The organism is Cellulosilyticum ruminicola JCM 14822 (assembly GCF_001311925.1).
Taxonomy (GTDB): Bacteria; Bacillota; Clostridia; order Lachnospirales; family Cellulosilyticaceae; genus Cellulosilyticum; species Cellulosilyticum ruminicola.
The window spans coordinates 1-25,536 of sequence record NZ_BBCG01000033.1 but is presented as its reverse complement, the minus strand read 5'-3'; the positions used below and the strand labels follow the sequence as shown (position 1 = coordinate 25,536).

General features: G+C 33.5%; 18 protein-coding genes, 4 pseudogenes and 1 other annotated feature. Of the genes and pseudogenes, 18 read left to right on the top strand and 4 right to left on the bottom strand.

The window, feature by feature from the left end; translation table 11 throughout:
- Positions 1 to 106 precede the first annotated feature (106 nt).
- On the top strand, positions 107 to 2,452 hold the full coding sequence (locus tag JCM14822_RS11525) for a hypothetical protein (protein WP_054742507.1): 2,346 nt from the start codon (positions 107 to 109) through the stop codon (positions 2,450 to 2,452).
- 443 nt (positions 2,453 to 2,895) lie between these two features.
- On the opposite strand, the gene JCM14822_RS11520 is transcribed toward JCM14822_RS11525, so the two are convergent.
- On the bottom strand, positions 2,896 to 3,573 hold the full coding sequence (locus tag JCM14822_RS11520) for a biosynthetic peptidoglycan transglycosylase (protein ID WP_054742505.1): 678 nt from the start codon (positions 3,571 to 3,573) through the stop codon (positions 2,896 to 2,898).
- A 270-nt stretch (positions 3,574 to 3,843) separates the two neighbouring features.
- Between JCM14822_RS11520 and JCM14822_RS11515 the strand changes: the two genes are divergently transcribed.
- A complete protein-coding gene (locus JCM14822_RS11515; RefSeq protein WP_054742503.1) occupies positions 3,844 to 5,562 on the top strand; it encodes a family 10 glycosylhydrolase in 1,719 nt (572 codons plus the stop codon).
- Positions 5,563 to 5,722: 160 nt separating this feature from the next.
- Here the strand turns inward: JCM14822_RS11515 and JCM14822_RS11510 are convergent, their stop codons facing one another.
- On the bottom strand, positions 5,723 to 6,691 hold the full coding sequence (locus tag JCM14822_RS11510) for a hypothetical protein (RefSeq protein WP_054742501.1): 969 nt from the start codon (positions 6,689 to 6,691) through the stop codon (positions 5,723 to 5,725).
- Positions 6,692 to 6,841: 150 nt separating this feature from the next.
- Positions 6,842 to 7,092: a binding site (T-box leader), on the top strand.
- Between the two features lie 108 nt (positions 7,093 to 7,200).
- Here JCM14822_RS11510 and JCM14822_RS11505 point away from each other — a divergent pair.
- The 12 genes and pseudogenes from JCM14822_RS11505 to JCM14822_RS21925 all read left to right on the top strand — a co-directional run bounded on the left by JCM14822_RS11505 (position 7,201) and on the right by JCM14822_RS21925 (position 17,706).
- Positions 7,201 to 8,861 (top strand): annotated as a pseudogene (locus JCM14822_RS11505) (2-isopropylmalate synthase).
- A 463-nt stretch (positions 8,862 to 9,324) separates the two neighbouring features.
- Entirely contained in the window at positions 9,325 to 10,776 is a 1,452-nt protein-coding gene (locus tag JCM14822_RS11500) for an aminotransferase class I/II-fold pyridoxal phosphate-dependent enzyme (RefSeq protein WP_054742499.1), read from the top strand.
- Positions 10,777 to 10,827: 51 nt separating this feature from the next.
- Positions 10,828 to 11,670, top strand: coding sequence for a polyamine aminopropyltransferase (speE, locus tag JCM14822_RS11495; RefSeq protein ID WP_054742496.1), 843 nt, complete (start codon positions 10,828 to 10,830; stop codon positions 11,668 to 11,670).
- Positions 11,671 to 11,917: 247 nt separating this feature from the next.
- Positions 11,918 to 13,117 (top strand): saccharopine dehydrogenase family protein, encoded by a 1,200-nt coding sequence (locus JCM14822_RS11490; protein WP_054742494.1) that lies wholly within the window; start codon positions 11,918 to 11,920, stop codon positions 13,115 to 13,117.
- 21 nt (positions 13,118 to 13,138) lie between these two features.
- A pseudogene (gene nspC / locus JCM14822_RS11485) lies at positions 13,139 to 14,271 on the top strand (carboxynorspermidine decarboxylase).
- 136 nt (positions 14,272 to 14,407) lie between these two features.
- A complete protein-coding gene (locus JCM14822_RS22610) occupies positions 14,408 to 14,533 on the top strand; it encodes a hypothetical protein (RefSeq protein WP_278287214.1) in 126 nt (41 codons plus the stop codon).
- Between the two features lie 44 nt (positions 14,534 to 14,577).
- Positions 14,578 to 14,811 (top strand): hypothetical protein, encoded by a 234-nt coding sequence (locus JCM14822_RS11480; protein ID WP_054742493.1) that lies wholly within the window; start codon positions 14,578 to 14,580, stop codon positions 14,809 to 14,811.
- 15 nt (positions 14,812 to 14,826) lie between these two features.
- A pseudogene (locus JCM14822_RS25035) lies at positions 14,827 to 15,024 on the top strand (L-2-amino-thiazoline-4-carboxylic acid hydrolase); the annotation flags it as partial.
- Between the two features lie 126 nt (positions 15,025 to 15,150).
- Complete coding sequence (locus JCM14822_RS11475) at positions 15,151 to 15,987, top strand: potassium channel family protein (protein WP_054742491.1); 837 nt, start codon at positions 15,151 to 15,153, stop codon at positions 15,985 to 15,987.
- Positions 15,988 to 16,055: 68 nt separating this feature from the next.
- Positions 16,056 to 16,523: an RpiB/LacA/LacB family sugar-phosphate isomerase gene (locus JCM14822_RS11470; RefSeq protein ID WP_054742489.1), complete on the top strand. Its 468-nt coding sequence runs from the start codon at positions 16,056 to 16,058 to the stop codon at positions 16,521 to 16,523.
- A 185-nt stretch (positions 16,524 to 16,708) separates the two neighbouring features.
- Positions 16,709 to 17,191 carry a LacI family DNA-binding transcriptional regulator gene (locus tag JCM14822_RS21930; RefSeq protein ID WP_242861494.1) on the top strand — a complete coding sequence of 161 codons (483 nt, stop codon included), beginning with the start codon at positions 16,709 to 16,711 and terminating at the stop codon, positions 17,189 to 17,191.
- On the top strand, positions 17,185 to 17,706 hold the full coding sequence (locus JCM14822_RS21925) for a substrate-binding domain-containing protein (protein ID WP_242861493.1): 522 nt from the start codon (positions 17,185 to 17,187) through the stop codon (positions 17,704 to 17,706). Before JCM14822_RS21930 ends, JCM14822_RS21925 begins: the two co-directional genes overlap by 7 nt.
- A gap of 30 nt (positions 17,707 to 17,736) precedes the next feature.
- On the opposite strand, the gene JCM14822_RS11460 is transcribed toward JCM14822_RS21925, so the two are convergent.
- Complete coding sequence (locus tag JCM14822_RS11460; protein ID WP_334291650.1) at positions 17,737 to 18,600, bottom strand: methionyl aminopeptidase; 864 nt, start codon at positions 18,598 to 18,600, stop codon at positions 17,737 to 17,739.
- Between the two features lie 280 nt (positions 18,601 to 18,880).
- Here JCM14822_RS11460 and JCM14822_RS11455 point away from each other — a divergent pair.
- The 4 genes and pseudogenes from JCM14822_RS11455 to JCM14822_RS11440 all read left to right on the top strand — a co-directional run.
- Positions 18,881 to 20,020: pseudogene (locus tag JCM14822_RS11455) on the top strand (CD0519/CD1768 family membrane protein); the annotation flags it as partial.
- A gap of 144 nt (positions 20,021 to 20,164) precedes the next feature.
- On the top strand, positions 20,165 to 22,360 hold the full coding sequence (locus tag JCM14822_RS11450; protein WP_054742483.1) for a methyl-accepting chemotaxis protein: 2,196 nt from the start codon (positions 20,165 to 20,167) through the stop codon (positions 22,358 to 22,360).
- 274 nt (positions 22,361 to 22,634) lie between these two features.
- Entirely contained in the window at positions 22,635 to 23,525 is an 891-nt protein-coding gene (locus tag JCM14822_RS11445; RefSeq protein ID WP_157047731.1) for a DUF6734 family protein, read from the top strand.
- A 427-nt stretch (positions 23,526 to 23,952) separates the two neighbouring features.
- The gene (locus JCM14822_RS11440) at positions 23,953 to 25,224 is read left to right on the top strand and encodes an aminotransferase class I/II-fold pyridoxal phosphate-dependent enzyme (RefSeq protein WP_172674815.1); all 1,272 of its coding nucleotides are present in this window, start codon (positions 23,953 to 23,955) and stop codon (positions 25,222 to 25,224) included.
- A gap of 63 nt (positions 25,225 to 25,287) precedes the next feature.
- On the opposite strand, the gene JCM14822_RS20965 is transcribed toward JCM14822_RS11440, so the two are convergent.
- Positions 25,288 to 25,536, bottom strand: a 249-nt coding sequence (locus JCM14822_RS20965) for a hypothetical protein (RefSeq protein WP_172674814.1), incomplete at its 5' end; no start/stop codon positions are given.

Here is a 25,536-nt window from a genome sequence, read left to right as displayed (position 1 = left end):
AATTTTGCAATGTCTTTTTTGATACATGTTATTTTAGATAAAATCTTGCGTATATGTGCTATAATTAAGAAGAATATAAAGGAGTTTACCATTAATAGGAGGAAAAATGGGACAGATTATTGATTTAAATTTCGACTGGCAATATAAAATAAATTTCAAAGAAGATGATTTAGATATATTAAAAGGCAATATACAGATGATGAATTTACCATATTTACCAAAGATTGATTGTAATGAATATAAAAATGATGAGATTTCTTTAAATGGCAATGTCATAACTTCTTATTATGAAAAGTGTATTGAAATAACAAAGAGAGAAAATGAAGAAAACTTATTGCTTTGTTTTGACGGGATTAGAGGAGAAGTTCAAGTATATATTAATGGCATTTTAGCAAAGCAGCGTTATATAACTTATGGTTATTTTGAAGCGAATATTACAAAGTTTGTAAAGTATAATGCTGTGAATAAAATCAGTGTGGTCATTAAAGGTGAAGAAGGCGGAGCTATTTACGCACCTGTTTATCTAAAACATAAATTATCTGCTTATATTGAGAATGTAGGCATTATAACTAAAAATGTACTTGAAGCTGAAAAAGAAGTAGAGGTAGCTATTGAGATTGTTGGCTTAGTAGAAGGCATGAATGTACAAGCGGCTATTATGGATCAAAAAGGGAATGTCATTGCCAATGCAGTCAGCAATCCACTTAGAAGCCTGACACCACGTCTTAATATGAAGACAACAAAGGCAGAGATTTGGGATGTAGAAGATCCAGTTCTTTATGATTTACATATTTTATTGCAATGTGATGCCCATATTGTAGACGAAGTGATTATACCTTTTGGATTTAGACAAGCTGAGTTTAAAGCAGATGGCTTTTACTTAAATGGTAGAAAACTAAAATTATGTGGTGTGAGTAAAGGTGATGGATTAGAAAGTACAGATTATACACCAGTGCCAGCTTTAGAAGCCTATGAAGCTTGTATGATTAAACGAGATTTAAATATGAATATGGTGAAACTCACTGGGGAAAGTGTGACACCAAGTTTTCTTAAAAAGTGTGATGAAATTGGGCTTCTTGTATTTGTGGAATTACCAAAATGGGCAGAGCAAGAAGGGTTAATAGATGAAGAAGCAATATGTAAAGACGAGTTTGAGCAGTTTATAAAGGCGTATCGTAACTACACAGGTTTAATTTTATGGGGAATCGGGAAAATAGACATTGCTACAAACTATGATTTGCAAACACATGGCTTATTAAAACAATTCGATCCTACAAGAGCCATAGGAGGACAAACATATGAAACGTCATTAATTGATGTTTATACATATGATGATAATTCTTACACAGATGGGGGAGACGGACTTGAAGAGCCAGATAAAGTGGCACCAAGTGATGAAATACCTTATTTAGTGTCTAGCCATACAGGTAATCTGTTTCCAACTAAGAACTTCGATATTGAGGAACGTCGTACAGAATTTGCTTTAAGACATATGCGTGTTTTAGATGAAATGATGGCTAGTGAGAGAATATGTGGTGTTATTGCAAAAAGTTATGTAGATGAAGCATATGTGACTTATGCAGGTGGCCGAAGAAAAATCTGTTATACAGGTGTTTTAGATAGTGAGCGTCAATTTAAATTAGCAGCTTATGCCTATGCCAGTCAGCAAGATGAAAACTTTGTTATGGAAGTAAGCAGTAATATGCAAGGTGAAGAGGGCAGCGTAGTAGGCGGCATTTATGTCTTTACCAACTGTGATAGTGTAAAACTTTATAAGGATGACCGCTATATTGGTGAGTTTTATCCAGATAAAGAAGAGTTTCCAAACTTAATACATCCACCGGTTTATATAGATGACTATATTGGAGAAAGTCTTGTCACTGAGGAAGGATATTCTCCAAAAGATGCAGCAATAATCAAATCCATACTTATGGCTATGGCGACTAATGAAGGAGATGTGTCTTTAGACCTTAAAGGGAAACTTATGTTTGTAAGGTTTAAGAGCAAAATGAATAAAGAAACAATTCATGGGCTCTATGAAAAATATATTTTAGATGTGCAAAAAGCAAAGGCAAAATATATTTTTGAAGGGTATAAAGATGGGGAAAAAGTAGGCACTGTTACAAAAGGCGGCTATACACCAGCACGCATTTTTGCAGAAGCAGGACGCCATCAATTAATATTAGGTGAAACTTATGATGCCACACGCATTATTATTAAGGCTGTAGATGAAAATGATAATGTACTGCCTTATATCAATGAAGTAGTGCGTGTAGAAACAAGCGGCAGCATAGAAATTATAGGACATACTTATCACACTTTAGTAGGCGGTAATTTAGCCGTTTATGTAAGAACAAAAGGTGAAACAGGTACAGGCATTGTTTCAATTAAAAGTAATGCATTAGGTGAAGGACAACTTGTATTCCAAGTAAGCCGTCAGGAATCAAAGTAGTGGTAAATATCTTATTTGTTTAGAATTAGGTTATAGAATAATCATATACAAAAGAAAAGCGGGTGTCACAAAATAGGTCCGCTGAGGTAGTGGTGGGGTAGCGGATACTCCTTCCGTAATTTATGAGAGGCTAAGTTTGATAATGAAAGAAACAGCGAAAACTCGTAGCGCGATAAACCGTGCGCTATTTCAAACAGTTCGCCTAAAACCTCTTTCATCATCTTCACTAAGTCACTCAGGAAATTACTCCACAGGTATCCGACACCCTACCACTACCTCAGCTGGCATTTGGACACCTTAGCGAAGGATAAAAGAAGAAAGTTAATTTGATTACTTTGATGGCAAGTGTAGCAGTTGGTATACTTATAGTTTCTGTTATACTTGAATATCAATAAAAACAGGGAGTGTTGCAAAATTATAATTTTGCGACACTCCCTGTTGGGTTAATAAGATAAGGCTGTATCATCATAAACATCTGAATACTCCGTAAGTGCAGCAATTACTTGTGTTTGGCGTTCTAAGGCAGCCACTTTATTGGTGCTATAATAGGATGGTGCTTGTGGATAGCCGGCAAGTAAAGTGGATTCACTAAAGTCTAAGTCACTTGGTAATTTGTCGAAGAAATTAGTACTAGCAGCATAAATACCTGTATTGCCGTTGCCATAATAAATGACATTGACATAAAGCTCTAAAATTTCATCTTTTGTATAATGTTGTTCCAAGTAAAAAGCAACAAACATCTCATTAACCTTACGTGAAAGAGTTTGCTCAGCACCTAAAAAGACATTTTTTGCAAGCTGCTGAGTAATGGTACTGCCACCTTGTTCGATATCTCCGCTATTGAGATTTGTAAGTAGTGCACGTCCTAATGAAATAAAGTCTAAAGCACTATGTTTATAGAAACGGCGGTCTTCTATAGCTACTAAGGCATCTAAGAAAGTTTGATTAATCTCGCCAAGGGGAGTATATTGATCTTGGGCACGTATGGATAAAAGTGTGTCATCTATATTGTATTTTGGAATAGTTGTTTTGTATTCATAGCCAATAACGCCTATACAGATTACAAAACAAAAAACTATTGTTAATAGTAAAAATCTAAATAATTTCAATAAAAATTTCATATAATTGCTCCTTTTGTAAGAGATATCTATAGTATACTTTGTTTTATATGAAGAAGATATGGAATTACCTAAACAAATTCTTACAAATTTGTAACAATACACATATGAAGTGTAACCTAAAAGGAATTTTTTAAACAGATTTCATTTATAAATGTTGAATATTTCAGAACTATGACAAATACGTTAAAACCATTTACAAATAAAGGGGGCAAACTTATAATCAATGTAGATAAATAAATATAAAATATGTCAGAACAGGAGATATACACAGTGAAAAGTAAAATGAAAAAACTAGTAAGCCTCATGCTAGTTATGCTACTTGTTTTGGCTGGCATCAATGTATATGCAGTGCCAAATGCAGCAGCTGAAAAACGTGCAGTTTGGATTTCAACAGTTTATAATTTAGATTATTCAAGCACTAAAAATAATATTGAGGCACAAAAAAATGAATTTTATGATAAGCTCAGTCAGCTTAAAAGTATAGGAATTAATACAGTCATTGTACAAGTAAGACCTAAAGCAGATGCCCTTTATAAATCGTCGATTAATCCATGGTCAGATATCCTCACAGGGACACAAGGTAAAGATCCAGGATACGATCCATTAGCATTCATGGTTTCGGCGGCTCATGAAAAAGGTATGGCTATTGAAGCGTGGCTTAATCCATACCGTGTCACAACTTCAGGAACAAATGTGAATGCATTAAACAGCTTACATCCAGCAAGATTAAATCCTTCGTGGGTTTTTGCTTATAACAATGCTCTTTATTATAATCCAGAAGTAGAAGGTGTGAAACAACATATCGTAGATACCGTAACGGAAATTGGTTCAAACTATGATGTGGATGGTATTCACTTTGATGATTATTTCTATCCATCATCTTATCCACTGCCATCAGGAGAAGGCAAAGATGGGGTTGTAGCAAATACAAGACGTCATCATATTAATGATATGATTTCTAGAGTACATACAGCAATTGCTAATGTAAATAAAGCATATGCTAAAAACATTACATTCGGTGTAAGTCCAGCTGGTATTTGGAAAAATAGTACAACAGATTCAACAGGTTCAGCAACAAATGGTAACCAATCTTATTACTCTGTTTATGCAGATACACGTACATGGATTCAAAATGGTTGGATTGACTATGTCGCACCTCAAATTTATTGGGAAACAGGCCACAAACTTGCAGATTATGAAACACTTGTGAAATGGTGGTCTAACGAAGTTGCAGGTACAAATGTTAAATTATACATAGGTCAAGGAATTTATCGAGATGCAGTAGCTACTCAAATTGATACACAACTTGGCATTAACAAAAATTATAGTCAAGTAAAAGGAAGCATTTTCTTTAGCTTAAGAGACCTATTAAATAATCGTGGCAATTGTAAAACTAAAATTGCAAGCTTTTATCAAAATAATCCAGTTTCATCTGTAGTAACTGGTACTACAAGTAATGTGGGAAATACAACAACAAATACACCTGCTTCTAATATTAGCAGTAATACAGTAGCTGTATCAAATACAAATCATATTGTAAAAGATGCAGCAGGTAAAACAGGAATCGTAACAGCTACAATACTTAATATTAGAAGTGGTGCAAAAATAGACCGTGAAATTGTAGCAAAAGCAACATTAGGTACAAAATTAACAATCAAAGCTGTTTTAAACAACTGGTATAAAGTACAGCTTACAGATGGCACAATTGGTTGGGCGAGTGCACCTTATATTAAAGTTGAAACATCTAACGAAACAACGACTACAACAAATAATACAAACAGTGCAGCAGTACAAACTACTAAAAAAGGTACAGTTACAGCTACAACACTTAATTTAAGACAAGAAGGTAATGCCACAAGTCAAATCGTAGCATTCTTAAAACAAGGGGACAAAGTAACAATTACAGTCAAACAAGGTAATTGGTACAAAGTAAAAACACAAAACGGAACAGTAGGTTTCGTAAGTGCTTCTTATATCAAAGAAGACTAGCACCAAAAATAATGTCACACTACTGACTTGATAAGTTAGTAGTGTGACATTATTTTTAATATAAATATATAGGCGTATATGTTTATAAGCTGAATAGAAGTTTGAATACATTAACTTATTCTTTTAACGCCCGATGTGTTTCAAATGCTACCTCAATGGCCTATTTCGAATCACATTTAAAGATTTGATTAATAATCATTTCACGGACTTCATCTTTTACAGGAAGTCCAGCAGCTTTAGCGTGTCCGCCGCCGCCAAATACAGCAGCAATATCACTACCAAGATTAATATCTTCTTTTATTGTACGGCAAGAAACACCGCTACCAGCATTAATCATAGCAATGAAGTCAAGTTCAGGGTGAAGTTCAGCAAGTTTGTTGCCAAGTTCACTTTGATAGCGGTCAGCAAAGACAATCCCCGCTTTTTTACCTAAGATTTCACGCTCGATGATTTCTTCGTTACGTGATTCAATATATTTATCAATTTCATTTTGACGAATTTCTAAAATGAGTTTTTGTGTCTCATCGAAGGCGAATTCACCATCTTCACCAGCAAGGCGTGTGCACCAATATTCCATGAAACGGTCTTTACCGAGTAAGTAGAAGAGGTCATTAAGTTGTTTAGCTTCAAGGTCTTCAAATTTTGCCCAATCCCAAGTATCATAACGTCTAATTTTTTCTACAAATACATCTGTAAGCTGTTTTGTAAGGTTTTCTTTAAATGGTACATTTTGAGTAAGTAAATGTCTGTAAAATAAAGCAGTACCGCTGCATTTCATACCATTTGCATCTGTATCTTCTACATGACACCAGTTAAATGCATTAAGTGGCATAGCTGTAATATGGTGATCTAAAAGTTTAAAGTGATCTTTTAAAACATAAGCTGTATCACCTTCAGTAAGTGTTGTTTCACTAATGTATTTTGCAACTTCTTCGCTGACAGAGATATCTGTAATATAGCATTTTTCATAGCTTAAGAATTCTTTTTCTTCGATATAAGCCATTACTTTCTCGTTAATGTCTTCATAACGGCAACTGTCAAAAGTTACAGCATCTGTGCCATAAGCAATGGCCGCTAAAATAGGTCCACCAAGACCATCTAAATCATTATGTGTAAATAATCTAATCATTTAATTATCTCCTCTTTAAATGGGTTCTTTATTAACTATAGTACAGGTTTTGAGGGTTGACAAGGTAGATTTATGAGAAGATGGAATTAAAAATAAAGTGTAAAACATATTGACAATTTTAAAAATAAATGATATTATGAAATTAATATTATAAATACTTTGAAGTGGAATAGTAGAATTCAAGAGGGTGTCCAGAGAGCTGTTGGTTGGTGTGAAACAGTCAGCTTAAGAATTTGAACTCGCCATGGAGTAGCTCACTGAAACAATAGTAGGTGAAGACGGAACCTAACCGTTATCATATAGGGGGATATAAGACTAATCAGTCCGTATTTTTAAAAGTTGCATACATGAGTAATGTATGAATAAGAGTGGTACCGCGGAGTATGCCCTTCGTCTCTTAATGTAAGAGATGAAGGGCTTTTTGATTTATTGTTTAAAGTTTAAATTTTAAATTTTTAATCTTATATTTAAAAATTTTAAAATAGAGGATTTTGAGAGGAGTTTAGGATATGAGAAATGTAGAAAAGTATGCAAGTAACTATTTTATGCCACCTATTACAAATATGAAATGGGCACAAAAATCACAAATCACAAAAGCACCTATTTGGTGTAGTGTGGACCTTAGAGATGGTAATCAGGCACTTATTGTACCTATGGATTTAGAGCAAAAAATCGCTTATTTCAAATTCTTAATAGAGCTTGGATTCAAAGAAATAGAGGTAGGTTTTCCAGCAGCATCTGAAACAGAATTCATCTTTTTAAGAAAGCTTATTGAGAAAAATCTCATACCTGATGATGTTGCTATTCAAGTTTTAACCCAATCTAGGGAACATATTATTAAGAAGACTTTTGAAGCATTACGTGGGGCTAAAAATGCTATTGTTCACTTATACAATTCTACATCTGTAGCTCAAAGGCAGCAGGTATTTAGAAAGTCTAAAGAAGAGATTATAGAGATTGCAGTAAATGGTGCAAAGCTTGTCAAAGAATATGCAAGAGAATATGAAGGAAATTATCGGTTTGAATATTCTCCAGAAAGCTTTACAGGCACAGAAATGACTTATGCTTTAGAGATTTGTAATGCAGTACTTGATATTTGGCAGCCAACACAGGAGAATAAAGTCATTATTAACTTACCTTCAACAGTTTCATGTGCAATGCCTCATGTGTATGCAAGCCAAATTGAATATATGCGTGATAATCTTAAATATGGTGAAAATGTCCTTATTTCTATTCATCCACATAATGATAGGGGAACAGCAGTAGCTGAAGCTGAAATGGCACTTTTAGCAGGTGGAGATCGTATTGAAGGTACATTGTTTGGGAATGGAGAACGTACAGGGAATGTAGATATTATTACAATGGCTATGAATATGTTCTCACAAGGGGTAGACCCAGAACTTAACTTTGAAGATATGCCAACTATAGTAGATACTTATGAAGAGCTTGTACGCATGAAAGTCCATGAAAGACATCCATATAGTGGGCAACTTGTATTTGCAGCTTTCTCAGGCTCTCATCAGGATGCTATTGCAAAAGGTATGAAATGGCGTGAAGAAAAAGAATGCAAACACTGGACAGTGCCATATTTACCAATTGATCCAAAAGATGTAGGACGCGCTTATGATGGAGATGTCATTCGTATTAATAGCCAGTCAGGTAAAGGGGGAATTGGTTATTTACTTGAACAAAAATATGGTTTTGACTTACCACCTAAAATGCGTGAAACATTTGGTTATATTGTAAAAGGTGTGTCCGATTATATGCACAAAGAACTTGTTCCAAGTGAAATTTTTGATATCTTTACAGAAGAATTTTTAAATAAAGAAATGCCTGTAAAACTTGTGAAATATGAGTTTAAAACAAATGGTAATACCCATGTAAATCTTACTCTTAAAATAAGAGGAGAAGAAGTAATTTGTGAAGGTGTTGGAGATGGCAGACTTGATGCAGTAAGTAATGCCTTCGAGAAAAATTAAATTTACAATATGATAGTTTAACTTATAAAGAGCATGCATTAGAAACAAGTTCTAAAGCAAAAGCAGCTGCTTATGTGGGAATCTACAATGAAGATAAACAGATTAAATGGGGCTGTGGTGTAGATTATGATATTATGACAGCATCTATTAAAGCACTTATTAGTGCTGTAAATAATTTATTGGAAAATTAATTATAGAAATATGATAAAATTATTTATATTATTATTCAGTTTAATGAAAATAAAAATGACCTTGATAAAATAAAAAACTCTTTTTTAAAAATAAAAAAGAGGAATTTCTAAATAAAAAGTTTAGAATATAAAAACCTTGAATTCTATGATAATTCGAGGTTTTTGTGTTTTTTGGATATAAAAAAATATATTTTTGGAGTATAAAGTTAAGTATAAGTAAACAAAATGATTAATATTTACTCTTGCTATTTGTGGAAGTATATTGTAAAATGTGACAGTAAAATAAATTGAAAAAGTTATTTGATAAAAAATAATTATATTAATCAAAAAAGTTAGTATAAATAATCTGATTCAATGTATCCCATAGAATATAAAAAGTACATGAGATATTAGTGTATAAGTTAGTAATCATATAAAATATAGGTTACTAAAAACAAAAATAATTAAGTAAAGGAATTAAGCGATGAATAAACAAGAAAGGATGCCTATTTATGAGGCACTTGAACGTTATAAAAAAATGCGCATAGTACCCTTTGATGTGCCAGGACATAAACAAGGGCAAGGAAATAAAGAACTCACTAATTTTCTAGGTGAAAATTGTTTAAGTGTAGATGTTAACTCTATGAAACCTCTTGATAATTTATGTCATCCTGTGTCGGTCATTAAAGAAGCTGAGAGTCTAGCAGCCGAAGCTTTTGGTGCAAAACATGCCTTCTTCATGGTAGGTGGTACTACATCAGCAGTACAAGCGATGGTGATGACGGCTTGTAAACGTGGTGACAAAATTATTATGCCAAGAAACGTACATCGTAGTGCTATTAATGCATTAGTTGTATGTGGGGCAGTGCCTATTTATGTGAATCCTGGTGTTAATAAAGAGTTAGGGATTCCATTAGGCATGTCCTATGAAGATGTTAAAACAGCTATTTTACAAAATCCTGATGCCAAGGCAGTTTTAGTGAATAATCCAACATACTATGGCATTTGTTCACCGCTTAAGGCCATTACAGAACTTGCACATCAGCATGGCATGTTAGTTTTAGTAGATGAAGCGCATGGGACTCATTTTTATTTTAATGATAAACTCCCAGCTTCAGCTATGAGTGTAGGGGCCGATATGGCGGCAGTAAGTATGCATAAAACGGGAGGCTCACTGACACAAAGCTCATTTTTACTTATTAATAATGAGGTAAGAGAAGGATATGTGAGACAAATCATTAATTTAACACAAACAACAAGTGGTTCGTATTTATTAATGTCTTCTTTAGATATTTCTAGAAAGAATTTAGCTATTTGTGGTCAAGAGATTTTTGACCGCGTCATAGAGCTTGCAAGTTATGCAAGAGATGAGATTAATAAAATTGGTGGCTTTAATGCCTTTGGCAAGGAGCTTATAAATGGTGATACTGTTTATGATTTTGATGTGACGAAGCTTTCTATTCATACACGTGAAATGGGGCTTGCGGGCATTGAAGTTTATGATATGTTAAGAGATGATTATGGCATTCAAATTGAATTTGGAGATATCGGAAATGTCCTTGCTATTATTTCAGTTGGCGATAAAGAACTGAACATTGAACGTTTAATCTCAGCCTTATCAGAAATTAAACGATTACATACAAAAGATAAAAGTGGTATGTTTGACCATGAATATATCGATCCGATTGTAGCTATGACACCACAAGAAGCCTTTTATGCATCTAAAGTGTCTATGCCAATTGGTGAAAGTGAAGGACAAATTTGTAGTGAATTTGTTATGTGTTATCCACCTGGTATCCCAATTTTAGCACCAGGAGAAGGGATTACAGCAGATATTTTAAACTATATTGTTTATGCAAAGGAAAAGGGCTGCTTCTTAACAGGGACAGAGGACATTAATATTGAGTATATTAATGTGGTGGCACAAAATAGCTAAAAGCTTCAAAGATAAGGAACTTTAAAAAGTAACTTAAAAAGGAGGGATAACGTGGAACTTTGGTTTACAGAAGAACATAGTGAAAATGTAAAATTTTCAATAAAAGTAGATGAACATCTTTATTCAGAGCAAAGTAAGTATCAACGCATTGATATTATGAAGTCTTATGAGTTTGGAAATTTTCTTACATTAGATGGGTGCATGATGGTTACAGAGCGTGATGAATTTATATATCATGATATGATGGTTCATGTGCCTATGGCGGTTAATCCAGCTATCAAAAAAGTACTTGTCATAGGTGGTGGTGATGGTGGCACTGTAAGAGAACTTACAAGATATAAAAGCATTGAATATATTGATCTTGTAGAAATAGATGAAAAAGTCGTTGTGGCTTGTAAGATGCATTTGCAGCAAACAGCTTGTAAGTTAGATGATCCAAGAGTACATATTTATTTTGAAGATGGCTTAAGATTTGTACGTGGCAAAGAAAATGAATATGACTTAATTTTAGTAGATTCCACAGATCCCTTTGGACCAGGAGAAGGATTATTTACAAAAGAATTTTATGGTAACTGTTATAAAGCATTAAATGAAAAAGGAATTTTAATTAATCAACATGAAAGTCCTTATTATCAAATGCATAAAAATTCTTTAGAAATGGCTTATGAAAAAATGGTAGGGATTTTCCCTATTATGAAATTCTATGGTGCCAACATCCCAACTTACTCTTCAGGACAGTGGTTATTTGGTTTTGTATCTAAGAAGTTTCATCCAGTTAAAGATCTACAAGAAGAAGCGTGGAAAGCATTTGGTCTTAAAACAAAATATTATAATACAATAATTCATCGTGGAAGCTTTGCACTTCCCAATTATATATTAGATCTCTTATCATAAGCGTATATATCATTGCGCTTTTTCTAGTAAGAACTATCTATCATAAGATTAAATGATGAAAAGACAATTAGTGTAGATAAGTTCTTATCAGAGAAAATGAAGGAGAATCTATGATAAGAAGAAGCAAAAAGTGTTAAAAAGATGAACTTGCTATAAAACAAGGAAACTCATTAATTGCAATAAACGCGGTCTTTTTAGGCAAGACGTTTAGTATATATATTATTAATTTTTAGGAGGATTAAATTAAATGGGTAGAGCTCTAATTATTGGTGCTGGTGGTGTAGCTAGCGTAGTAGTACATAAATGTTGTCAAAATTCAGAGGTATTCGAAGAAATTTGTATCGCAAGCCGTACAAAATCTAAATGTGATGCTTTAAAAGCTAAACTTGATGGTGGAAAAACAAAAATCCAAACAGCACAAGTTGATGCAGATAATGTAGAAGAACTTGTAGCCCTTATTAATGAATTTAAACCAGAAATCGTAATCAATGTGGCACTTCCATATCAAGATCTTACAATCATGGATGCATGTCTTGAAACAGGTGTACATTATTTGGATACAGCAAACTATGAGCCATTAGATACAGCGAAATTTGAATACAAATGGCAGTGGGCTTATAGAGAACGTTTCGAAAAAGCTGGTCTTACAGCCATTTTAGGTTGTGGATTTGACCCAGGTGTAACAGGAGTATTCTCTGCTTATGCTTTAAAACATTACTTTGATGAAATTCATTATATTGATATTTTAGATGCTAATGCAGGAGATCATGGTTATCCATTTGCAACAAACTTTAACCCAGAAATTAATATTCGTGAAGTTACAGCTAAAGGAAGTTATATCCAAAATGGTAAATGGGTAGAAACAGAGCCAATGGAAATCAAACGTGTTTATGACTTCCCTGAAATTGGTGAAAAAGATATGTATCTCTTACATCATGAAGAATTAGAATCACTTGCACTTAATATGCCAGGTATTAAACGTATTCGTTTCTTCATGACATTTTCAGAAAGATATCTTACACACTTAAATGTGCTTCAAAATGTAGGCATGACATCTATTGAGCCAATTGAATTTGAAGGCAAACAAATCGTACCTTTACAATTCTTAAAAGCTGTTCTTCCAGATCCAGCATCACTTGGACCAAGAACAAAAGGTAAGACAAATATTGGATGTATTTATCAAGGTGTAAAAGATGGTAAACCAGTATCTTATTACGTATACAATGTTTGTGACCATGAAGAATGTTACAAAGAAGTAGGTTCACAAGCTATTTCTTATACAACAGGGGTTCCAGCTATGATTGGTGCGATGATGCTCCTTAAAGGAGAATGGAAAAAACCAGGTGTTTACAATGTAGAAGAATTCAATCCAGATCCATTCATGGAAGCTTTAAATAAATGGGGCTTACCATGGAAAGAAACATTTGCACCTAAATTTGTAGATTAAGAGAAGCACAAGGAGGTTTAGATGGTAATAGATTTTAGTAAGGTACCTTCGCCAAGTTACATTGTTGATGAACGATTACTCATTAAAAATCTAGAAGTTCTAAAATCTGTAGAAGAACGTACAGGAGCTCATATATTACTGGCACAAAAAGCCTTTTCTATGTACAGTACTTTCCCGCTTATTGGGAAATACTTAAGTGGGGTCACTTCTAGCTCTTTATTTGAAGCAAGATTAGGTTATGAAGAAATGGGAAAAGAAGTGCATATCTATGCAGCAGCTTACCGAGAAGATGAGTTTGACGAGATTATGAAATACTGCGGACATATTGTGTTTAACTCTTGTGAAGAATGGGAGAAGTACCGCAGCCGCATTCAAAGTGCAGATCATCCAATTAGCTGTGGCATTCGTATTAATCCAGAGTATGCAGAAGTTAAAACAGATCTTTATAACCCATGTTTTACAGGATCAAGAATGGGCACAACCCTTGCCAACTTTAAGCCAGAATCCCTTGAAGGGATTGAAGGACTCCATTTCCATGCCATGTGTGAACAAAACTCAGATACACTAGAGCGTATTTTAAAAGTTGTAGAAGAGAAGTTTGGCAAGTTTTTATATCAAATGAAATGGATTAACTTCGGTGGTGGACATCATATTACAAGAACGGATTATGATATTGAGAAATTAGTAGAGTGTATTATGCATTTTAAAAATAAATATGATTTAGAAGTTTATTTAGAGCCAGGCGAAGCGGTGGCATTAGACGCAGGATATTTAGTTTCAACGGTGTTAACAACTATGACAAATGGCATAGATATTGCTATACTAGATACATCAGCAGCATGTCATATGCCAGACGTTTTAGAAATGCCATATAGACCACGCATTATTGGTGCAGGAAAAGCAGGGGAGAAAGCTTATACTTATCGTTTAGGCAGTCAAACGTGTCTTTCAGGAGATATTATAGGAGATTATTCGTTTGATCAACGCTTAAGGCGGGAAATCGATTAATCTTTTGTGATATGGCCATTTATAGTATGGTAAAAAATAATACTTTTAATGGCATTAACTTACCAGCAATTTGTCTTTACAGCGAAGCGGACGGATTACAAGTTGTAAAGACATTTGGATATGAAGATTTTAAGAGAAGATTATAAGGATAAAATATAAGGTATATAGAAAAGAGGGTGGGAGCACCCTCTTTTTCTATTGTATAAAACCTATGTGAAATTTAAAATGATAGTATGATTATAAGTGGTAAAAACAAGTATATATAAATAAGGGGGAACTTCAATGGATAAGGAGATAGAGAAGGGATTAAGGATGTACAGATACCTTATGTATAGGGAGCTTAAGAAATTGCTAAAGCATCATGAACAAAAAGCGGCATTACTAGATTTTTATAAAGTAAGGCATTAGTAATAGCAGCTGATTTTGGGGAAGAAAATTATAAGTTGCATTATATGTCACATATTATAGCTATTACAGCTAGTTATAAAACCTTATTAAAAGCAGGACTTAACAAAGAAGAAGCCTGCAAAAATATTCGTAAATTACAAGCGCTTTTAGGAAGGATTGCCCGTTTCATTTATAATACGTGTGATTTATTGCCTTGGGGTTATCAATTGGTCAGAAAATCTTTGATGAATGATATGACAGGGCAGCTTGGACGTAATTTTAAGGCAGAATTTCCATAAGACGATGAAAAAGGTTTTTCTTATATTGTATCTGGATGTATTTATGTAGATACATTTAATGAATATGGTTATCCAGAGCTTATTCGTTTATGTTGTGATAATGATATTAATTGTTTTAGTGGGATGCATCGTTATGTGAAATGGACTAGAAAGTATAATGTAGGGGAAAAAGAGGGGATACATTGTTATGATCTGTTTGAAAAGATTAGGTAGAGCAGAAAACGGTATTTGGGATTTAAAAGTCCCCTATAATAAGGAAGTAATTCATTTTAAGCCTGTCATGTTTTTATAAAAAAGGAATATACTTAAAAGGAAAAGCTTAAGAGAGTGTGAAGTGAAATGTATATACTTTTACTGATAGGTTTACTTAGTTTGTGGCTGTGGCGCAGTAAAGAAAAGCAGATAATGGATTTTACAGAAAAACAAAGTCTTTACTACATTAGCAAAAGAATACAAAATGGCGGGATTATTGATTGGTTTATTCCTTTTTATAATAGTGCTGACAAGGGTGAAAGATTAGCTGGGCTTTTGCAAATAGGCGTAGTAGCAGTAGTTAGTTTTATTAATACTTTAAAAGTAGTTGATTATAAGGAAGGTTTACTTATTTTTTGTGTGACCTTTATTGTTTGTACATGGCTTATTCGAGTGATGGTAATTGCCTTAAATTGGTTAAATACCTATAGTAAAATGTTGACTTTAAATGGGGCGTTTACGATTTTAGCACCACTCATTATTTTATGGCATATGCCTAAAATGAATAGTATGGTTGAGATTCAACTCACGTTTATGACTTTATTATTAAGTACTTTTAATGTTTATGGAGAGGTTGTACATATTGTAACAGGGCATAAATTATATTCAAGTAAGTCTATTCAAATCAAAAGCATACTGACATGGCTTGGGATTATTTTGATGAATTTATATTGTTTACTTGTGTTTGTGCAGTTTTATATGAATGTTAAAGTCCATCATTTTATTGCAGCAGAGCAGCTCACAAGGGAAGCTATGATTGATTTATTTTATTATTTGATTGTCACCTTTACTACAGTAGGCTTTGGCGATATTAGGCCTACCACGAATTTGGCAAAAGTGATTACATGTATTATTGCGATTTCGGGCATGCTATTTACAGGAATGTTTATGGGTGCAATACTTAGCAGTGACCATAAGTTATAAAATAAATGGATTATATTGGTTATATTTGATATAATAAAGACTTAAGACATCTTTGGAGGTAGACATACATGAAAATTGCATTAGCAAATGACCATGCAGGTTTTGCATTAAAAAATGAAATTAAAGCTTATTTAGAATCACAGGGGCATGAAGTTGTAGACTTTGGATGTCATAGTGAAGATTCGGCTGATTTACCAGATTACATTTATCCAGCAAGTTTAGCTGTAGCAAAAGGCGAAGTAGACCGCGGAATTTTTGTAGATGGTGTAGGTTACGGAAGTGCAATGATTGCTAACAAATTACCAGATGTATATGCAGCAGTATGCCAAGACCCATTCTGTGCTGGACTTGCAAGATCACATTCTAATACAAATGTACTTTGCATTGGTGGTAAAATCATTGGATCAGCAATTGCTATGGAAATTGTAAAAACATGGCTTATAACTGATTACTTAAGTAATCAGGTAAGATATACAGCACGCGTAGATAAAGTAAAAGCAATTAGTGAAAAACATATTCGTCCAATTAGCGAATAATTAAATCACCTATTAAAAAGTTTATAAAATAAAAAACATATTAAAGATACCTTAGGGTAGTTTTAATATGTTTTTTATGAGTATAATAAAGGGGCTATATAAAAACCTTAGAAATCATTAATGTTGGATAAAAGATGTAAAGTGGGGTATAATCAAAATATTAAAATAAGAGGAGAAATATAAAAGTGAAAATAACGATTAATGACGTAGCCCGTGAAGCGGGGGTGGCTAAGTCCACTGTATCACGTGTGCTTTCTAACAATCCACGTATTAGTGAAGGAACTAGAGCAAAAGTTAATGAAGTTATAAAAAGATTAGGCTATAAGCCTAATGTAATGGCAAGGAACTTAGCAAAGAACCAAACGAAGACAATAGGTGTTATTTTACCTATTGATGTTGCTACTTCCTTTGGAAATCCTATTTTTATTCAAATGATGTTAGGGATTAGTACTTATGCGCAAGAAAAGAAATACTTTTTAATGTATGCCTTTGGGAAAGATGAAGAAGAAACCCGTAATATTCAAGAATTTAGTACAAATGGTGCAGTAGATGGAATTATTATTATTCACTCGGAACAGAATGATAAGATCATTAAAAACTTGAGAGAAGCCAACTTCCCATTTGTGGTTATTGGAAGACCTGGACGAGAAACTTCTGTATTATGGTAGATAATGATAACTTTGGTGCAACTTATGAAATTACAGAAGAACTTATTAAAAAAGGACATGAAAGAATTGCCTTTGTCAGTGCAAAGAAAAAGTGGACAGTATCTAAAGATCGTTTAGAAGGATATAAACGTGCACTTGAAACTCATGGCATAGAATATAATTCAGCACTTGTTTATCATGGTGATGATTTCACGGAAGAAGAAGGTGCGAAAGCTATGGAAGAAATGTTAGTTGCACAGTTGCCAACAGCAATTATTGCCACAGATGATTTAATGGCAATTGGAGTAAGTAAATATTTAGAGGATAAAGAAATTAAAGGTAAGGCAGTTATTGGTTTTAATAATACAGTACTTGCAGAGTACCAGAGACCTTCTTTAAGTTCTGTAGAAATCTATGGAAATAAATTAGGATATGCAGCAGCTAAGCTTTTAGTAGAGTATCTCGAAAATAATGAAAAGAAGCATGAGCATGCCATTATTGAAACGAAGTTAATACGTCGTGAAACTTTTAAATAAAAAAGGCCTGCGAATTTCGCAGGTACCTTTTTAGTAAGCAAGTATTTCAATACCATCTTCAGTAACTAAAATAGTATGTTCCCATTGTGCTGAAAGTAAGCCGTCTTCTGTGTAAACAGTCCAGTCATCTTTTTCATCAATGTAAACTTCATAGGCGCCTTCATTAATCATTGGTTCTACAGTAAGAACCATTCCAGGAACAAGGAGCATGCCTTCACCTTCTTCGCCTACGTGAGGTACAAATGGTTCTTCATGGAAGTCATTTCCTACGCCGTGACCGCCGAGATCGATAACAACAGAGTAGCCGTTTGCTGTAGCGTGAGCATTAACAGCTGCACCGATATCGCCTACATGTCCCCAAGGTTTAACAGCTTCCACACCTTTAATGAGACATTCTCTAGCAACTTCTACAAGGCGTTTTGCTTCAGGTGTTACTTCACCAATCATATACATACGTGAAGCATCAGCATAGTAGCCATTTACGATTGTTGTAACGTCTACGTTAACGATATCGCCATCTTTTAAAATAGTATCTTCAGATGGGATACCATGGCATACTACATTGTTTATAGAAACGCACACGCTTTTTGGATAACCAGAGTAGTTAAGTGGTGCAGGAATTCCGCCGTGTTCAATTGTATAATTGTGAACAAGTGTATTGATTTCTTCTGTGCTCATACCGGCGTGGATTTTAGTACCTACTAAATCTAAGATAGCATTATTTACAGCAGCAGCCTTTTTAATGCCTTCAATATCTGCTTTTGTTTTAATAACTTTTCTTGGTGGGACTTCTTCACCTTGACGTTCTAAAAGTGTAAGTTTTTCATCAAAAGCAAGGTGGCATTTTTTATATTTTTGCCCACTGCCACACCAACATGGGTCATTACGATTAATTGTAGTCATATGTTTTCCTCCCTAAGCCATATTACTTTATTGGCCTATGTCTTTTATTATTATATACCTATTTGCAACAATTTACACTAATATTTATGTAGCTTTAAGTTGCAGCAATGACAGAAATGCCCTATAATACAAATTATATGTATAAATAGAATGACATGGTTATATATGTGGCTGTTCTATAATAAACTAGAATGATGCTAGAATGAAATGACAAGAAAGGAAATGCTAAAATGAATAAGAAAAATAAGCAAGATACACATATAAAAAAGCAGTAAGCTTAGAAGGCGTTGTGTGTGTTGTATTAGTATTTGCTGGCTTTAGGATACTATCGAGCAAAATGGGACTCGCCAATATGTTCAATACTATGATTAATACTTCATTTGATCTTTTAATTAATACTGTATTTTATATTATGGCAATTGCGGTGCTTGCAGGGGCATTTGCAGGTATTTTAACAGAGTTTGGTGGGTTAGCACTCATTAATAAAGGACTTGCTTGGCTTATGAAGCCTATATATGATTTACCAGGTGCCAGCATTATGAGTGTACTGACTACATATTTCTCAGATAATCCAGCGATTTTAACATTATGCGATGATAAGAGATTTAGACAGTACTTCAAAAAATATCAATTACCAGCCCTTACAAACTTAGGAACAGCTTTTGGTATGGGACTTATGATTACAGTATATATGATTGGGTTATCAGATGTTGATGAACATTTAGGACTTGCTGTGCTCATTGGAAACTTAGGGGCTGTTATAGGAAGCATTATTAGTACAAAGATTATGATGCATTATACAAAAGCACATTATGGCATTGAAGCGTGGTGTGAAGAAAATATTGGCTATCAAATGGATTTCATTAATTATAGAGAAATTAGAGAGGGCAACATTGGTTCACGTTTTATGAATGCCGTGTTAGAAGGAGGACATTCAGGAGTAGGTATGGGAATGGCAATTATTCCAGGTGTACTTATTATTTGTACAGTAGTACTGATGCTGACTAATGGACCAGGACCAGAAGGACTTTACACAGGCAAGGCTTATGAAGGAATTGGACTTTTACCAGTTATAGGTGAGAAGCTTAACTTTATTTTACAGCCTTTATTTGGATTCTCTTCAGCAGAAGCTATTGCGGTACCAATTACATCTTTAGGCGCAGCAGGCGCTGCTATTGGGCTTATTCCCAATATGATTGGTGCGGGGCTAGCTAATGTAAATGATGTAGCTGTGTTTACTGCGATGTGTATGTGTTGGAGTGGTTACTTAAGTACACATACAGCTATGATGGATAGTCTTAAATGTAGAGAACTTACAGGAAGAGCAATTTTTGCACATACAATTGGTGGATTATGTGCAGGTATAACAGCAAACTGGATTTTTAAAATCGTTTTATTTTTAGTGGAGTAGTAAATGAATTAATTGTTTGATTGAAAAAAAAACTGAAATATGATAAAATAATATAGACAAAGGTGTCATAGAGAGTGGATGAGAATCCCTAATCTATGGCACCTTTTTGATTTAGATAATATATACAAAATGGGAGATTTAGAAATGAGTTTATGGCGTAGTAAGGACAGTAGTTATAAAGAAAATAAAAAGTTAAAGAAACATTCGGAAAAAGTATTCGAAGGCATAGCTATGGGGAGAAAGCGTGCTTTAGAAGAATGGTTTGATGATAAGTGGTTTCAAATTGAAATGATTAAGCGTCAGATTTTAGCCAGAGATTATGATGAAAATAAGCTAAGTGAAGTGTTAGTAGAGGCACTTAAAATGGATCAAGAAATTATAGAGTTATTTGTATTAAATGATGAAGGAAAAGTTATTGCCTCTTCATTTGAGAAACATATGAATTTAGTTTTTAATGATTTGCCTAATTTAAATTATGCCAAATTATGCAAACGTTATATGTATGGTCCATACTGTGATAAAAGAACATTGGATATTCCTGTAGAACGTCAATTTAAGGATGAGGTAACACTTCTTTTTTCAGAGCCACTTATGGAAGAAAGCTATTATTTACTATGTGCAAGAGTTTTAAATGATGATTTATCAAATGTGATTCAAGAAGAAGATGTACATATTTATAAAGAATCAGGTGATAATTATTTGTTTATGATCAAAAATAATAGAGGGATTTTACCTGGCACAGCTATATCTAGAAGTCGGTTTGAAGATCGAACATTTACTTTAGGAGAAAATCTAAAAGATGGAATCCATACTACATTAGGTGAAGTGATTCAAATTAAGGAACATACAGAATTTGAAATTATATTTAATGACCCACAGATTAAAGCGTTACATTTTGGTGTAAAGCAAACAATAGAAAAAGGAGAAAACTGCAACTGCTATCCAGGATATCCTGATTATAGGCATATTATGGTAGGTGGAAAAGGGATAACGATTATACCGCCTTATTCAGATGAAGTTTGGGGGATGATGTGTGAAGGGGATATTAGTGAAATTTATGATTTTAATAGTATTGATATAAAGGTGCCATTGTATATAGCTACTATAACAACCGTATTTATTGTATTAAATGCTGTTTTATGCCTTATATTTAAAGGATATGGGATGATTGCTACAGCTTTTTTGAGTGGTGGTACATTTTATATAACATACAAAGTTATTCATCATTATATTACAAAAACACTTAATGAAACGGTAGATATTCTTTATGACATAGCAGAAGGAAATGGAAAGCTTACCAAGCGAGTAGAAAACCAACCTAAAAATGAAGTGGGGGAACTTGGAAAGTGGTTTAATAAATTTGTGAGCAACCAAATGCATATGGTAAGGCGTATCGCTAAGGCAACACAAATTACAAAAAGAGCTATTGTGAAGGTAGTAGGAACTACAAAACATATAGAAAATATTGTAAATGTTGTATCAGATAATGCAATTAAACAAAATGAGCTATTAAAAAATACTCAAAATGAACTTGTGAATATATCAAATATGTTTAGCAATCATGATACTTTAATTGAAAAAATTTCAGATAAAATTGAAACGACTAATGAAGCTACTATAGAATCTAAAAAGGCAGGGGATTATGCACTTTATGCCATGAAGGATTTAGAAGAGGCTACTGCTAAGGCTGTAAAACATATGGAGCGTTTAGCACTTAGTTCTAAAACAATTACAGAAATTGTAAGTACAATTAATGATGTGAGTAAAACAACAAGTTTATTAGCCCTTAATGCATCAATAGAGGCAGCTAGAGCAGGAGAGGCTGGAAAAGGCTTTGGAGTTGTGGCAGAAGAAATAAAAAAACTTGCCAATACAACAAGTCAGTCTACTTTAGAAATAGAAAAGATCGTAACAGATATTGGTGAATTAATTAATTATACTAATGAAAATATGATTGTTATTAGTGAGAAAGTATTAGTATCTTCTAAAAGTACATTAAGAAGTATGGAGAGTATTGAACATTTTAATGAAGTAGCTAATGTTTTAAAAGAAGTTATGGAAGCAATGAAAAGTCAAAATAGAATGATTCGAAAAGCAGATGCTAAGATGAATGAGATAACAACAGACAAAGAAAATAATCAGATTATTAATAAAAATGATAGTGGGCAGCTTTTAGAACTTACTGGAGAAATGAATAATCAGATTAAAGTTTTAAATGAAGTTATTAAAGGGGTAGAATATGCGGCTCAAGGATTGGGGGGATTGTGGATGCCTTTGAAATATAAGGGAGTGTTGCACTTTGCAACACTCCTTTTTGAGAGGGTAATTCAAATGAAATAGTAAATGGGAAAAATAGGTTAAAGTGTACAAAAAATGAAAAGATTATAACATTAATTTTGAATTCAAAAAAATGTGTACAAGTGCTATAATGTAACTAGCCAAAACACATACATAGTAAATGGACAGTAACAGATGATCAGTTTTGGTTTTAAACCTGAACTAAAATACTCTTTAAGGAGGAAAACAGATATGAGCTATTGGGAATTAGAGTATGATGGAGAACAATCAGGTGTGGGGGGTTATGGGTTGGAGCTTATTTAGGAAGGAGAAGTCAATGAACGCATTTCATTCAAACTGGACAAAGCCGTTCTTTGCGAGGCATAGTGGAGAATACTATATAGAAGACTTTGAACTCCTTACTACAATTTTATCAGCCTTAAAATGGCAACAATTTAATGGTGATATAAAAATGGTGACGGATCTTATAGGCTATGAGTATTATCAGAGGTTAGGAATAGCTTCTGTTTGGAATGCTGGCATAGATTATAGTCTGGAAAAAACTGTAGATGTAGATATAGACCCCTATACCTTTTGGGCAGCAGGTAAGCTTTATGCATTAAGACAACAGCAGGGACCATGTGTAATGTTGGATACAGACTTTATTATTTGGGAGAGTTTAACTGAAGAATTGATTAAACACGAACTTACAGTTATCCATAGGGAGGATATTACAGAAGAAGTATATCCGGGACTGGATAAGTTTATATTAAATGATACATATGAAATAAATCAAAGCTTCGACTGGGGGGTATTACCTTGTAATACAGCATTTACATTCATAAACAATGAGCAATTTAAAGAAGAATATACAAGATGTGCTATAGAGTTTATGCAAAACACAAAAGCTAGAGATCCACTCATTTATATGGTTTTTGCAGAGCAAAGACTGATATCAATGTGTGCCTCAAAAAATAATATAGATATTTTTAGCTTTTCGGATGTAAATATGCTGTTTCATTCATCACAGAAAACATTTACACATATATGGGGTCATAAGTCTTATTTGCAAAGCCATCCAGAAGAGAGAGAACGTTTTTGTAAGAGATGTATGTTAAGGATATTAAGAGATTTCCCGTTTATGTTAGATACTTTACTTGGTGTAAATGAATTAAATAAGTACATAGATAGTGAAATGATTCATGAAATCGAATTAAGTCAGGCATAATACATAAAAAGGTGATGTTACAATCTGTGACATCACTTTTTGTGTTTAAAGTAAGTAGTCAAAAGGTATAAAACTGAAGAAAATTTAGAAGCTGACGTTGAAATTTTTAAGCAAACTGTCAAAAAATAATGGGACGAGGCAAAAGGATGATTGGGAAGAAATTGCTAGTTATTTAGAAACGGTAAAAAAATGTAGAAATTAATAAAGAATATAAAAATATGTTAAAGATATAATAAAATAAATGATGAAAAAAAAGGAACTTCTTTCAAAAGTTAACTGAAATTTTGAAATTAATGCGTGTTTTTTAAAAAAATAGAGAAAAAATGAATTTTTTCTAGTGATTTATTGCACAAGATAGGTTACAATATATATAATACATGAGTAGATATCATAATTTATAGTAGGAAAGTTAATGGGAGGAATTGAAGTGGCAGCAATTACAAGTTATTCAAAAGAGCAGTTAATAGCATTACAAAAAGAATTAAGTGCTGAATATGAGGCGTTTAAAGCACGTAATTTGGTATTAGATATGTCTAGAGGTAAACCAGCAGGCTCACAATTAGACGTTACAAATGGTGTATTAGATGCTTTAGAAAGTTATATCACAGAAGATGGTTTAGATGCACGTAATTATGGAGTATTAGATGGTATTCCAGAAGCTAAAAAGTTATTTTCTGATTTATTAAATATACCTAAAGAGAAAATCATTATTGGTGGAAATTCAAGCTTAAACTTAATGTATGATACAATGGTACGTTTAATGTTATTTGGCACACAAGGTAATACTCCTTGGAGTAAATTACCAGTTGTAAAATTCTTATGTCCAAGTCCGGGATATGATCGTCATTTTGCAATATGTGAAGATTTAGGAATTGAAATGATTACAATTCCTATGAAAGAAGATGGCCCAGATATGGAACTTGTAGAAGATCTTGTAGCAAATGATGCTTCTATTAAAGGCATTTGGTGTGTGCCATTATATTCAAATCCACAGGGAGTATGCTACAGTGATGATGTAGTAGCCCGCCTTGCAACAATGAAAACAGCAGCAGATGACTTCAGAATTTTCTGGGATAATGCTTATGGTGTTCATCACATTTATGGTGAGAAAAAGCTTGCAGATATCTTTGAGCTTACTGAAAAAGCAGGTAATGCAAATCGTGTATATTATTTCTTCTCAACTTCTAAAATTACTTTCCCGGGTGCAGGGGTGTCATTAATAGCATCTAGCGAAAGTAATGTAGCTGAGATTAAAAAACACATGGGTGTTCAAACAATTGGTCATGATAAACTCAATCAATTACGTACAGTGCATTACTTCCAAAATGCAGAAGGCGTACGCGTACATATGAAAAAATTAGCAGAAGAACTTAAACCTAAATTTGATATTGTACTTAAAACTTTAGATAAAGAGCTTGAAGGTACAGGTCTTGCAACATGGACAAAACCATTAGGTGGTTATTTCGTAGCAATTGATACTTATGAAGGATGTGCAAAAGAGACTGTAGCTCTTGCTAAAGCAGCTGGCGTTACAATGACAGGTGCAGGTGCAACATTCCCATACAAAAAAGATTTACATGACCGTAATATCCGTATTGCGCCAACTTATCCTACAGCAGAAGAATTACAAATAGCTATGGATTTATTCTGTGTATGTGTAAAACTTGCAGGTGTTAATAAACTTTTAGAAAATAAATAGTATGGTCATAAATTATAAACCATAGTCGTTAACTTAAGACTAAGTTTTTCCAGCAACAATAAGTTATTTTAAATAACCTTCTATTTTAGAATAGGTGGTTTGTCTTAAATGTTTTTCATGCAAAGCCAACCTTCCTATCCTCTGAATTAAGTTAGAAAACGTTTTGTAAGTATGTAGTGTGATTCTTTTTAGTGTATAAAACTGATATAAATCTACAAGAAGTAATGTGTAAAATCTTTGGATGCTTACGCCTCTCCCCTGATTCTTAAGCATGGTTTGATCTATACTATCATAAAGTGGCGTTGTAAGTAA